Here is a 14,087-nt window from a genome sequence, read left to right on the forward strand (position 1 = left end):
AGTGTAGCAGTTAGGTAGAACTCAATTTAACAGATTGGGACTTTATGTCGCTTTGTGCTGAAAGGGGAAGATAAATCTAACCCGTTCATTGTACCTGGCCCGTACTCCATGAAGAGGAAATCAATGTTGGACGGAAATTGCTACCGTATTCACCATCAAAAATTGGCGGTGAATAAGCAGTAATAATGAAAAATGGTGTTCCAGGAGTAAGCGGTTATCAGGGCCCTGCGGGTGGGTGGGGTGCGGTAAAAGCCGTCACTGCTTCGGTGTTTTCGCAAAAGGCTGTCGCGCGCGACATTATCGCGATGTTCAAAATGAACCAGGTGAAAGGGTTCGATTGTCCGGGCTGTGCGTGGCCGGACCCCGGGCATCGTGCGCCAATGGAGCTGTGCGAAAATGGCGTTAAGGCGGTTTCCTGGGAGACAACCAGTAAGAAAGCGTCACCGGAATTTTTCAGTCGTCACCCGGTTTCCACACTCTGGCACTACAGCGATTATGAACTGGAAAACATTGGTCGTTTGACGCATCCAATGAAATACGATGCAGTGTCTGACACCTGGCAGGCGGTGGATTGGGATATCGCCTTTCGGGAGATCGGCGAGCGTCTGCGCAGCTATGACTCAGCACAACAGGTTGAGTTTTATACCTCCGGCAGAACGTCAAATGAGGCGGCGTTCCTGTATCAGCTGTTTGCCCGCGAATATGGTAGCAGCAACTTTCCTGATTGCTCAAACATGTGCCACGGACCGACCAGCGCAGGGCTAACGCCGGCCATTGGCCTTGGGAAAGGGACCGTTGAACTTGATGATTTTGACCACTGCGATCTGGTGATTTGTATCGGGCATAACCCTGGTACTAACCATCCACGCATGCTGACCACCTTACGCGACGTTGCCAAACGTGGAGCCAAAATTATCTCCATCAACCCGCTGAACGAAAGGGGGCTTGAGCGCTTTAGCTTCCCGCAAAGTGCGAAAGAGATGTTCACCGGTCAGGCGACGGAGCTGAGCAACGACTACTACCAGGTAAAAATGGGCGGTGACGCCTCGTTGCTCAAAGGCATAATGAAGGCGCTGATCGAAATGGACGAAGCGCGGATCCTACTGGATCAGCAGCCGACGCTCGATCATGCGTTTATCGACCAACATACCGCGGGATATGCAGCGCTGTATGACGACTTACGTCAGCATAACTGGGCGGAGCTGGAACAGGACTCGGGTCTGACGCGTAGTCAGATGGAAGATCTGGCGCACAGCTACAGTAAATCCAGCGCCACGATTGTTTGTTATGGTCTGGGCATCACTCAGCATAAAAACGGCACCGAGAACGTCCAGCAGCTGGTAAATCTGTTGTTGCTGAAAGGCAATATGGGTAAGCCGGGGGCGGGGATCTGCCCGTTACGCGGCCATTCTAACGTGCAGGGCGATCGTTCTGTGGGGATCAACGAAGCGGCGTCCGAAGACTTCCTGCAACGCCTTGAGAAGCATTTTTCTATCCGCGTTCCGCGCAAACATGGACGCTCCAGCGTGGAGAGCATTCGGGCCATCGAGCGGGGAGACGCAAAAGCGCTCATCTGCATGGGCGGCAATCTGGCGGTAGCGATGCCCCAGCCGCAGCGTACCTTTGCGGCGATGAAAAATCTGGATCTGCAGGTCCATGTGGCGACCAAACTGAACAGATCGCATCTGCTGCTGGCAAAGCATAACTACCTGCTACCTGCATTAGGCCGAACGGAGCGCGACATGCAGGCGACGGGGATCCAGTCGGTGACCGTTGAAGATTCTATGTCGATGGTCCACGCTTCCTGTGGCGCGCTGAAGCCGGCTTCCCGCTGGCTAAAATCGGAGCCCGCGATTGTGGCGGGCATGGCGCGTGCCACGCTGCCGCATTCTCCGATCAGCTGGGAAGCATTTACCGGGGACTACGCGTTGATCCGTGACGCCATTGAAGCCGTGATCCCGGCGTTCCACGATTACAACGCACGTATTGCCGAGCCGGGCGGATTTCGTATGGATACGCCTGCTTCGCGCCGTGAATGGCGAACGGAGAATGGCAAAGCCAACTTTATCGTCAGCCATCAGCGGGCGGTAGAGCGGGAACATCAGCCTGCTGATGCACTGGTTCTGGCGACGCTGCGTAGCCACGATCAGTACAACACCACGATTTATGGTATGAACGATCGCTATCGTGGCATTACTGGCCGTCGGGATGTGGTGTTTTTAAGCGCCGAAGAAACAACGAGCCGCGGTCTGAGCCAGGGTGATGTGGTCAACGTTCAGGCGCTGGACGACAACGGTCAGCCCTGCGCGGATCGCATCATGTACGGCTTAACGGTGGTGATTTACAACATGGCGGCTGGCTCAATTGGCGCTTATCTGCCTGAAGCGAATGTCCTGCTTTCGCTGGATGCGGTAGATACACAAAGTTTGACTCCGGCGTATAAAAGCGTACCGGTCACCCTGACCAAAGCGTAGTTCCTGCTGTGAATTTTTCGCCTCTGAGCGCCAGCCGCTGCGTTGAGGTGTATGATGATGTCGACCTCTGTCCGGTTAGTGTCGCAGAGCAGGTAATCAGAGCGAAAAATTCACGCCAACCTGCTCAGGCTGTATTGTTTTGAGGTAAGGTGCATGAGCAAAGGAACGACCAGTCAGGATGCCCCATTCGGGACATTATTGGGCTATGCCCCAGGTGGCGTAGCAATCTACTCTTCAGATTACAGCTCCCTCGACCCACGGGACTACGACGATGATGCAGCATTTCGCAGCTATATCGACGATGAATACATGGGCCACAAATGGCAGTGCGTAGAGTTCGCACGCCGCTTTCTCTTCCTTAACTATGGCATGGTCTTCACCGATGTGGGCATGGCCTGGGAGATCTTCTCCTTACGCTTCCTGCGCGAAGTGGTGAATGACAATATCCTGCCGTTACAGGCATTTCCGAATGGTTCGCCCCGCGCGCCGGTAGCAGGCGCACTGCTTATCTGGCAAAAAGGCGGCGAATTTAAAGATACCGGGCATGTGGCGGTCGTCACCCAGTTGCTGGAAAACAAAATCCGTATTGCCGAACAGAATGTGCTCCATACGCCGCTGCCTCCCGGACAGCAGTGGACCCGCGAACTGGAGATGGTGGTTGAGAACGGTTGTTACACCCTGCGTGATACCTTTGACGACACGACTATTCTTGGTTGGATGATCCAGACCGATGATACCCGTTTCAGCCTACCGCAGCCGGAGATCGCCAATGATTCGCTGAAAATTGGCGGCGCGCGACTGGAAGATAACGGGCAATTTGACGGTAAATGGCTGAATGAGCAGGATCCGCTGCAAAAAGCCTACGTGCTGGCGAACGGCCATGTGATTAATCAGGACCCGCATCAGTACTTCACCATTACCGAGAGCGCCGAGCAGGAGCTGATTAAAGCCACCAACGAGCTGCACCTGATGTATCTGCATGCGACCGATAAGGTGCTGAAAGACGACAACCTGCTGGCGCTGTTTGATATCCCGAAAATCCTCTGGCCGCGCCTGCGCCTTTCCTGGCAGCGTCGTCGGCATCATATGATTACGGGGCGTATGGATTTCTGTATGGATGAACGTGGACTGAAGGTGTATGAGTACAACGCCGATTCCGCATCGTGTCATACCGAAGCCGGTTTGATTCTCGAAAGATGGGCCGAGCGTGGTTACACAGGGCAGGGACACAACCCGGCTGAAGGGTTGATCAACGAACTGGCAGGTGCCTGGAAGCACAGCCGTGCACGTCCGTTTGTCCACATCATGCAGGATAAGGATATCGAGGAAAACTATCACGCGCAGTTTATGCAGCAGGCGCTGCGTCAGGCCGGGTTTGACAGCAAAATTCTGCGAGGTCTGGATGAACTGCGCTGGGATGACGCCGGTCAATTGATTGACGGGGACGGCCGTCTGGTGAACTGCGTCTGGAAGACCTGGGCGTGGGAAACCGCAATTGAACAGGTGCGCGAGGTCAGCGAAACGGAGTACGCCGCGGTGCCAATTCGTACCGGGCATACGAATCAGGAAGTGCGCTTAATCGATGTGTTGCTGCGCCCGGAAGTGCTGGTCTTCGAACCTCTGTGGACGGTTATCCCTGGCAACAAAGCGATTCTGCCGATCCTCTGGCAACTGTTCCCGCACCACCGTTATCTGCTTGATACGGATTTCACTGTTAATGAAGAGCTGGCGCAAACCGGTTATGCGGTGAAACCTATTGCAGGACGTTGTGGCAGCAACATCGATCTGGTGAGTCATCAGGAAGAGCTCCTGGATAAAACCAGTGGTAAGTTTGCCGAGCAGAAGAACATTTATCAGCAGCTTTGGTGTCTGCCAAAAGTTGCCGGTAAATATATCCAGGTTTGTACCTTTACCGTAGGTGGTAACTATGGCGGTACCTGCCTGCGTGGTGACGAGTCGCTGGTGATTAAAAAAGAGAGCGATATCGAACCGCTGATTGTGGTGAAGGAAGACTAATCTTTCTGCTCGCTCATGAGTGAGATATGAAAAGCCGGAGTATATCTCCGGTTTTTTTTATTTATGATTAGATTGATAGCACTTATATTTAAATGAGAGTCTATATTTATATAAATGACAGCAAATATTCTCATGGCAAATGATATTTAATGATTAATGCATTCGTTAAATGAATTCATCAATCATTAAATAATTATTTTCGTTTGTATTAGATAAATATTTTCTTGGTTGTCATTTTAAATATAAAAACATAATGTGTTATTCGATTAATTAATGACATTGATCATGTTTTTACCTATGGAATATATCGGATTGCATTAGCGTGATAATTATAATAGTTAATTGTCATCAACAGCCATTGTTAACTGCCTGCAGAAATGACGTTGTAAGAAACATGTTGAGCGATTGGAACGTGCTCCATTAGGAAACGCAAAATACCGGCAGGAGTCGCCGGTCTGAGAGGGACGTATGGGTGACAGTTTTCAGAATGAAGTGCCGACGGCACGCGTTAATATTAAGTTAGATTTACACACCGGAGGCGTTCAAAAGAAAGTTGAATTGCCTTTAAAACTACTAACTGTCGGTGATTTCAGTAATGGCAGAGAGCAGCGACCATTATCTGAGCGTGAAAAGATAGATATTAATAAAAATAACTTTAACGATGTGCTGGCCAAGTTTTCACCAGTGGTTAATTTAAGTGTTAAAAATACGTTAGCTGATGATGACAGAAAGGACGATATTAACCTTACCTTTAAGAATATCCGCGATTTTGAACCTGAGCAGGTCGCACGAAATATCCCACAATTACGTGTTCTGTTGGCTATGCGTAACTTACTACGTGACCTGAAATCTAACTTACTCGATAACGCTGCTTTTCGTCGCGAGCTGGAAGCAATCCTTAAGGATCCAGCCCTGAGTCAGGAATTGCGTAATGAGCTGGCAACTATGATGCCAGAAGAGATTTAACGCTCTACAGGGTTTCCTCCGCTAAATCGGCAGGAATAGTAAAGGAACATAAAAGGAATATGTTGATGTCTGTTCAGGAACATACCTCTTCAGCCGCGACCACCACGACCAGTGAACGCAGTGTTTATCAGTCCCTCTTTGACAAAATTAATCTTTCCCCCGTCGCGTCATTAAAAAATGTAGATGCGTGGCAGAGTGATGAAGCGCTTTCTGATGCCGCTCCGGCGGAGCGTGTGACCGCTGCTATTCAGGTTCTGGTCTCATGTCTGGCGGATGCCACACAACCCTTAGAACGCCTGGATAAAACGCTACTCGATGAGCAGATTGCTCGTCTGGATAAGCAGATTAGCGATCAGGTTAATGAAGTTATGCATCATGCTGAATTTCAAAAACAAGAATCGCTCTGGCGTGGTTTGCATTCAATGATCTCTGGTATCGATTTTCGCCGAAATGTCCGTGTCGAAATGATGGATGTCAGTAAGGATGCGCTGCGTGATGATTTTGATGACGCGCCGGAACTTATCCAGAGTGGGTTATATCGTCATGTTTATATTGAAGAATATGACCAGCCAGGTGGCGAACCTATTGCGGCAATGATTTCAGCGTACGAATTTGATAACAGCCCGCAGGATATCGCGCTACTGCGCAACATTTCTGGCGTATCGGCGGCCTGCCATATGCCATTTATTGGTTCAGTTGGGCCGAAATTCTTCCTGAAAGAAAATATGGAAGAGGTCGCAGCCATAAAAGATATCAATGATTATTTCGAACGTGCTGAATACATCAAATGGAAAGCATTTCGTGATAGTGATGATTCACGCTATATCGGATTAACTATGCCGCGTGTACTCGGGCGTTTGCCGTACGGCCCTGATACCATTCCTGTGCGCAGCTTTAACTATGTCGAGGAAGTTAAGGGCCCGGATCACGAAAAATATCTGTGGACCAGCGCATCTTTCTCTTTCGCTGTGAATATGGTGAAAAGTTTTATCAAGAATGGTTGGTGCGTCCAGATCCGTGGACCACAGGCGGGTGGCGCGGTTAAAGATTTACCTATCCATTTGTACGATCTGGGGACGGGTAATCAGGTGAAAATCCCGTCTGAAGTGATGATTCCGGAAACTCGTGAATTTGAATTCGCCAACCTCGGTTTTATTCCGCTTTCTTATTATAAGAATCGTGATTACGCCTGCTTCTTCTCTGCTAACTCGGCTCAAAAACCTGCGCAGTTTGATACCCCGGAAGCAACAGCTAATAGTCGAATTAACTCACGTTTGCCGTATATCTTCCTGCTTTCTCGTATTGCTCATTACCTGAAAATCTTGCAGCGAGAAAACATTGGTACGACCAAAGATCGCCGCCTGCTTGAGCTTGAACTAAACAACTGGTTACGCAGTCTGGTAACCGAAATGACCGATCCTGGCGATGATTTGCAGGCTTCACATCCGCTTCGTGATGGGCGTGTCGTGGTGGAGGACATTGAGGATAACCCGGGTTTCTTCCGCGTGCGCCTGTACGCCATCCCGCATTTCCAGGTTGAAGGTATGGATGTCAGCTTGTCGTTAGTTTCACAGATGCCTAAGTCGAAATCTTAACGGCGTAATGCACAGGAGGTGCGATGAAGATCTATCGTCCGTTATGGAGCGAGGGGGCTTTTCTGGCTCCCCAACAGTTTCAGCAACAGACACGTTGGGATGCTTACGTTGCTGACGTTGTTGCTCACATGTCACTTTCATCACCGTGGGGCGTCATCAGCGCGGAGTTTGATGAAAGTGCGCTAACGGTTTCCCGTTTGAATCCCGTTAATCTGGTTGTGCGCTTTCCTGACGGTACGTTAGTGGATACAGGTATTTCAGATAACCTGCCTCCAGCGTGTGATTTATCGCATCTTACTGGCTACAACAGCGTTGATATCGTGCTGGCATTGCCGCTGCTTTCAGCTAATGGCGGCAATCTTTCATCAGGCAACGGTGTCAGCCGTCCGTGTCGCTGGCAGCAGGAATGGCTGCCAGTTCAGGATCTCTCCGGTCAGGAACGGACTGATATGGCAGTGCTGCGGCATGCTATCACCCTCCGGTATGCCCATGACGATAACAGCGCTTACCTGACTTGTCCGGTAGCTTGCCTTATTCGTAATGCTCAGGGGCAATGGGAGCTGGGACGTGATTTTTTACCCCCCTCGCTTTCACTCTCAGCCAGCCCCTTGTTAATCAACTCGCTCAGTGATTTGGTGCATCGTATCCAGGCTCGTTGTCGCCGCCTGATGTCCTTGCGCCGAGAAAGTAACGAACGAATGGCGGATTTTGCAGTAGCAGATGTTTCGTTGTTTTGGCTGCTGAATGCGCTTAATAGTTCGGAACCTGTTCTGAAAGAAATGCTGCAAAACCCAGGCCGTCATCCCGAACTTTTGTGGCGTGAGCTGGCGCGGTTAGCGGGCAGCCTGCTGACCTTCTCGTTAGAAAATGATGTCAGCGTTGTACCTCCATATCAGCATGCAAATCCGCAGCAGGTATTCCCGCCGCTGTTTGCTCTGCTGGTGGAACTGCTGGAAGCCAGCCTGCCGTCTCGTGTTGTCGCTATTGAACTGACGCAGGAGCGACAGTTCTGGTATGGCGCTCTGTCGGATGCCCGACTGCGTGAAGGTGCTGATTTTTACCTGTCCGTTCGCTCGGGTCTCCCCGCACATGTTCTCCTGGCGCAATTTCCACAGCTCTGTAAAGCAGGGAGCCGGGCGGATGTGTCAGATGTCGTCAATGTGGCACTCAGCGGTATTCCATTAAAACCGCTGACACATGTACCCGCAGCCATCCCGTTACGACTGGAAAATCAATACTTTGCTCTTGAAATTAATCATCCAGCAGCCCAGGCCATGTTGGACGCCGGTAATTGTGCTTTCTATGTGCCGGGAACGCTGGGAGAGATTCAACTTGAGCTGTTTGCAGTATTAAGGGATTGAAATAAATGAATAAGGAAATTGATCAGGTTTTCTGGCCAACATGGCTTGCTGTAAGCCAGCTACGTGACGGGGCAGAAGTCGACGACGGAGCTGTTCTTTATCGTCGGGCCAGCCAATGGGTTGAATCTGCACGTGAGGCATTGCGTGATATGGGGTACAGCGAACACAGCGTTGAACATATGCTCTACACGCAATGTGCGTTACTGGATGAAAGCGTGTTGAACCGCAACCGGCAGGATAGCGGTTATATCACCTGGCTTGCGACACCCTTACAGGCCCGTTATTTCAATACCACCAACGCAGGGGAAGAGTTCTGGGAACGCATCCGGTCTGTGCTGCGTGAGCCCGTTCCTGATACCGCCGTAATAACCTGCTTTTATCGCGCAATCACGCTCGGTTTTGTTGGGCGCTATCGTGAGCAAGGTGACGAACGTCGTGAAGATGTTCTTGAGGCGCTGGCGGCTCAGGCGAAGCCTTTTAAGTTAACGCACGATGCGCCCGTAATCATGCAGGCGTCCGGTTTCTCTGGCAGTAAGCGTCGCTGGTGGCAGGCATGGATTGTCGGCGCGGTGGCGTTGGGGGCTTTATGGTTAACATTTTCTCATGTCTTACAAGGGCTGGTTGCTCAGCTTATTGGGCAGGGCTAAAACATGGCTCAGTTGCGAGGGATCGTTAACTATGTGCTGACAGCTGTGCTGGCTTTGTTGCTGGTTTGGGGATTCAGTCCGTTAAGTACGGGTGTCCGGGGCGGCCTGACCGTCTTTATTTTATTGTTTTCCATTCCAGGGATCGTTTACGGCTGGCGTCAATATGGCCAGTTGAGATCAGCGCATTCCGAGCATGAAGTTCCGCTCCCTCCGGAGAGTTTCAGTGGGCCAGTTGTGCTCGTGTGTGGCGATAATGCCCCCTTGTTTGCCGGACGCAGCGGTTCTTGCGAGAGCTCGCAGGGCTGGTATTTATCTGTCCAGTCCCCTGAGCATTACATTGCTCTGGTTCGTCAGATAGCTGCTCAGCGTCCAGGGCTTCTTATGCGCGTCTCCGTAATGCTGGCATTAACTCCGGAACGGCATACTGATGAAGATGCGCTTAAGCACATACTGCTCAGTTGGCGGCGAGTGGTGACCCAGAGTCGGCGTTGGTTATCAGGTGTACCGCCGTTTTGGTTGTGTTGTTGGCTGAATTCTCCTCAATGTAATGAGGCTGTACGCTGGTTTATTCGAACCCCTCAGGATGCAGAAGTGCAGTCGGCTACGGGATTAGACGACTTTGCTCCTTTCTCTTCGCAAGAGAGCCCAGCCCGCCATTTTCATCTTACACATGCAGTGTGGTTAGATAATTTACTGGGCTGGCTGAAGAAGGTACAAGGCGATACTGAACACCATGCTCTGCCTGTTTTCTTTGCATTACGGGTTGTGTGTTTCACCTCATCAGCGGTCTGCGAAAATAACCTCTGGCAACGGCATATCATTGCTCAAACAACGCTTTCCCCTGCGGCGTCAGCAGCGCCCGCACTGCTGCCTTTTCCAGATTTAGCATTGCCATTCTTATCCCGCCGTCGGGCGTTGACAGCATTTCAACGGACGGTGGGCGTAAGTGGTCTGTTATGCGGCATTTTCATCGGAATGGCGATGGCATGCAGTTTTATCAATAACCAACATCTCATCAGGATCACAAATGATCACCTGATGCTATACCGCCAACTTAGCGGTAATCCTGCCGAGCCAAAGATCCTGGCCCAGGATCAACTTCGTCGTGATGCACAACTCCTTGAGCGCTGGTATCAGCGTGGCGAACCACTTTCTCTTTCAATGGGACTGTATCAAGGAATGAGATTGATCCCCCCTTTGCAGGTTGCCATAAGTGACTGGGGGTCACCCGAAAAACCGAAAGTGACTGCCCCGCAAACTGTACGTCTCGACAGTATGTCGCTGTTTGATACGGGTAAGTGGGCGCTAAAAGCGGGTTCAACAAAAGTACTCATTGGGGCTTTGGTCAATATCAAAGCCAAACCCGGGTGGCTGATAGTCATCGCCGGACATACCGATGATGTGGGTGACGATAAATCTAATCAGCTGCTCTCTCTCAAACGCGCGGAATCTGTTCGTGACTGGATGCGAGATACCGGTGATGTCGCGGAGAGCTGTTTTGCCGTTCAGGGCTACGGCGAATTACGCCCCTACAAAAACAACGATACGCCGGAGGGGCGGGCAGCCAACCGCCGTGTAGAGATCAGTCTGGTACCGCAGGCTGATGCCTGTCGGGTGCCGGGCATGAAGGAACCGTCACCGCAAGGTGGTGACGCATTAGCGAAGTAAAAATGGAGAAAGAATTATGGCAATTCCAGTCTACCTTTGGCTGAAAGATGATGGCGGCGCGGATATTAAAGGTTCTGTTGACGTAAAAGACCGTGTAGGCAGTATCGAAGTGGTGGCACAGGAACATAACCTGTACATCCCTACCGATAACAATACAGGTAAGTTGACCGGTACGCGCATCCATACCCCGTTCCTTTTCACTAAGGAAATCGATGCCTCCAGTCCATATCTGTACAAGGCTGTAACCACCGGTCAGACCCTGCGCCAGGCAGAGTTCAAATGGTATCGCATCAATGACGCGGGTCAGGAAGTGGAATACTTCAACACCACGTTACACAACGTGAAAGTGGTGAAAGTAAACCCTGTGATGTACGACATCAAAGATCCCGCAAAAGAGAAGCATAACCACCTGGAACAAATTGAACTGCGCTACGAGAAGATCGTCTGGACGTATAAGGATGGCAACATTATCCATTCTGACGCCTGGAACGAGCGTACCACCGCGTAATGCGCTAACGGATGAGGATTTCCTCATCCGTTTTTTTATGCCCTCTGCTGAGCTTCCGGGGCGGGGGTTAAGCAGAGAGTATCAACATCACTATTACCTTATGGGCATTGGATTACGGCTACGGGCGGTAGCGTGCCTGAATACAGGGAGTCAGGAAGCAAATGGAACACCATTCAGCAGTGCTATTACGACGTCTCAACCCCTATTGTGCTCAGGCGCTTGAAGCAGCGGCATCGTTATGTCAGACGCGCGCGCATGCAGAAATCACTCCAGAACACTGGTTGCTGAAGCTGTTGGAGCAGGGGGAGGGCGATATTACTGTCATTGCTCGTCGTTATGAATGGGATATCGATAATCTCTGGCAATCGCTGCTGAAGCATCTGGATGTTCAGCCGCGTTCCGTGAAAAGCCGCCCGCAGTTGTCTGATGCGCTCCTTTCTTTAATGCAACAAGCGTGGCTGTGTGCCGCAACGGATGAAAATTCGCAGATACGTGGTGTGCATCTACTAATGGCGCTGGTGGGAAAGCCTTCGCTACTGAAGTGTGACGGCCTCTGGCCGCTTCTGAGTACCGGACATACTCAACTGGAACGACTCCTGCCGCTATTAAATTCCCAGTCGGATGAACGTCCGGAAAGGCAGCAGGAAGCCTCTCTGGTGCAGGTTTCCCCTGAAGATGAACCGCGTCCGGGTCAGGTTGAGTCGACGTTGTCGCCAGCATTACAAGGCGTGCTCGATAAATTTACGCTGGATGTAACCGCGAAAGCGCGTGTCGGCGATATCGACCCGGTATTTGGTCGCGATAATGAAATCCGGCAAATGGTGGATGTGTTGTCCCGTCGGCGAAAAAATAATCCCATTCTGGTCGGGGAACCCGGTGTCGGCAAAACCGCTCTGGTGGAAGGTCTGGCGCTGCGTATTGCTGAAGGTAACGTGCCGGATAGCCTGAAATCAGTAACATTACGCACGCTGGATCTTGGGCTGTTACAAGCAGGTGCCGGGGTGAAAGGTGAGTTTGAGCAGCGGTTGAAAAATATCATTGATGCCGTTCAACAATCGCCAACGCCTGTTCTGCTCTTTATCGATGAAGCGCACACCATCATTGGGGCCGGTAATCAGGCGGGAGGCGCTGATGCAGCCAATCTGCTAAAACCCGCTCTGGCCAGAGGTGAATTACGAACTATCGCGGCGACCACATGGAGTGAATATAAACAGTATTTTGAGCGTGATGCTGCGCTGGAGCGGCGTTTTCAGATGGTTAAAGTGGATGAGCCGGATGATGACACTGCCTGCTTAATGCTGCGTGGTCTGAAATCACGCTATGCAGAACACCATGGCGTTCACATCACCGACGAAGCGGTTAAAACTGCTGTTACGCTCTCTCGCCGCTATCTTACCGGGCGACAATTACCCGACAAAGCCGTCGATCTGCTGGACACCGCAGGTGCAAGAGTGCGGATGAGCCTTGATACCGTTCCTGAACCACTGACGCGTTTGAAGTCAGAGATCACCGCGCTTGAAATGGAAAAGCAGGCATTGCTTGCAGACCTCACGGTAGGAAATGGTCAGCATGGTGAAAGGCTGGCCACCATTGAACAGCGTGAAAATCTTCTGCTTGTCGAACTGGATGAACGAGAAACTCAGTATGGTCAGGAATTAGCGCTCATAGAGCAACTGCTGGCCAGTCGCCGTGATATTTATCGTCAGGCGGAAACGGTTGAGTTGCAGCAGCAGCTAAGTATGCTTCAGCAGGGCCATCCGCTACTGTTTCCGGATGTAGACGCGCGCACCGTGGCTACGGTAATCGCCGACTGGACCGGTATACCATTGTCTTCATTAATGAAGGACTCCCAGGCAGACTTACTGACGCTTGAAACCCAGATGGGAAACCGGGTTGTCGGCCAGGATTACGCGCTGAATGCGATCGCACAGCGGCTGCGGGCAACAAAAACAGGACTTACGCCGGAAAACGGCCCACAGGGTGTGTTCCTGCTTACCGGGCCGAGTGGAACCGGCAAAACGGAGACGGCGTTAGCCCTGGCTGACATTCTGTTTGGTGGTGAAAAATCGCTGATCACGATTAATCTGTCTGAATATCAGGAGCCGCACACCGTGAGCCAGCTAAAAGGCTCACCTCCAGGATATGTGGGTTATGGTCAGGGAGGGATCCTGACCGAGGCGGTGCGAAAACGCCCCTATAGCGTGGTACTGTTGGATGAAGTAGAAAAAGCGCATCGCGACGTCATGAATCTGTTTTACCAGGTATTTGACCGTGGTTTCATGCGTGACGGCGAAGGCCGTGAAATTGATTTTCGCAATACCGTTATTTTGATGACCTCCAATCTTGGCGGCGACGCTGTAATGCAGATGCTGGAAGAACAGCCGGAAACCACAGAGTCTGAGTTGCACGAACTGCTGCGCCCACTTTTGCGCGAACACTTCCAGCCAGCGCTACTGGCCCGCTTCCAGACGATTATCTACCATCCGCTCAGTGAATCTGCGCTACGTACGATTGTACAAATGAAACTGGATCAGGTTAGCCAGCGATTACTGCGTCATTACGGCATCACCACGACGATATCCGAGAGCCTTTTTGATGCTCTGACCGCCGCTTGCCTGCTACCGGATACGGGGGCAAGGAATATTGATAGTCTGCTCAACCAACAAATCTTGCCTGTGCTTAGCCAGCAGTTGTTAACGTATCTTTCCCGGCAGCAAAAACCTCAGCAACTCACTTTAAGTTGGAGTGATGAAGAGGGAATTGAACTGATAATTGATAGCGAGTGAAAAATAAAACCCAGTGATAATACTAGCGCTGGGCTTTACTTTGTATCGGGATATGTTTTGCGCTAA

General features: G+C 51.1%; 9 protein-coding genes. All 9 read left to right on the forward strand.

All coding sequences use genetic code 11. From position 1 onward, the window contains the following. The first annotated feature begins 185 nt into the window (after nucleotides 1-185). The 9 genes from JQN59_RS03590 (at nucleotide 186) to tssH (ending at nucleotide 14,021) form a co-directional block, all read left to right on the forward strand. Nucleotides 186-2,474, forward strand: coding sequence for an FdhF/YdeP family oxidoreductase (locus JQN59_RS03590; RefSeq protein ID WP_149608028.1), 2,289 nt, complete (start codon nucleotides 186-188; stop codon nucleotides 2,472-2,474). A 153-nt stretch (nucleotides 2,475-2,627) separates the two neighbouring features. Next, nucleotides 2,628-4,490 carry a bifunctional glutathionylspermidine amidase/synthase gene (gene gss / locus JQN59_RS03595; RefSeq protein ID WP_079934132.1) on the forward strand — a complete coding sequence of 621 codons (1,863 nt, stop codon included), beginning with the start codon at nucleotides 2,628-2,630 and terminating at the stop codon, nucleotides 4,488-4,490. Between the two features lie 468 nt (nucleotides 4,491-4,958). Then, nucleotides 4,959-5,456 carry a type VI secretion system contractile sheath small subunit gene (tssB, locus tag JQN59_RS03600; protein ID WP_149608027.1) on the forward strand — a complete coding sequence of 166 codons (498 nt, stop codon included), beginning with the start codon at nucleotides 4,959-4,961 and terminating at the stop codon, nucleotides 5,454-5,456. A 65-nt stretch (nucleotides 5,457-5,521) separates the two neighbouring features. Then, nucleotides 5,522-7,051, forward strand: coding sequence for a type VI secretion system contractile sheath large subunit (tssC, locus tag JQN59_RS03605; protein WP_149608026.1), 1,530 nt, complete (start codon nucleotides 5,522-5,524; stop codon nucleotides 7,049-7,051). A 23-nt stretch (nucleotides 7,052-7,074) separates the two neighbouring features. Further along, nucleotides 7,075-8,412, forward strand: coding sequence for a type VI secretion system baseplate subunit TssK (tssK, locus tag JQN59_RS03610; RefSeq protein ID WP_079934133.1), 1,338 nt, complete (start codon nucleotides 7,075-7,077; stop codon nucleotides 8,410-8,412). A gap of 5 nt (nucleotides 8,413-8,417) precedes the next feature. Next, nucleotides 8,418-9,059 carry a type VI secretion system protein TssL, short form gene (tssL, locus tag JQN59_RS03615; RefSeq protein ID WP_003828335.1) on the forward strand — a complete coding sequence of 214 codons (642 nt, stop codon included), beginning with the start codon at nucleotides 8,418-8,420 and terminating at the stop codon, nucleotides 9,057-9,059. 3 nt (nucleotides 9,060-9,062) lie between these two features. Continuing rightward, entirely contained in the window at nucleotides 9,063-10,727 is a 1,665-nt protein-coding gene (locus tag JQN59_RS03620; protein WP_149608025.1) for an OmpA family protein, read from the forward strand. 16 nt (nucleotides 10,728-10,743) lie between these two features. Then, a complete protein-coding gene (gene tssD / locus JQN59_RS03625; RefSeq protein WP_003024437.1) occupies nucleotides 10,744-11,235 on the forward strand; it encodes a type VI secretion system tube protein TssD in 492 nt (163 codons plus the stop codon). Between the two features lie 161 nt (nucleotides 11,236-11,396). After that, nucleotides 11,397-14,021, forward strand: a complete 2,625-nt coding sequence (gene tssH, locus JQN59_RS03630) for a type VI secretion system ATPase TssH (protein ID WP_149608024.1) — start codon at nucleotides 11,397-11,399, stop codon at nucleotides 14,019-14,021. Nucleotides 14,022-14,087 lie beyond the last annotated feature (66 nt).

Origin of the sequence: Citrobacter sp. B72, from assembly GCF_016894305.1 — a bacterium.
GTDB lineage: Bacteria > Pseudomonadota > Gammaproteobacteria > Enterobacterales > Enterobacteriaceae > Citrobacter > Citrobacter portucalensis.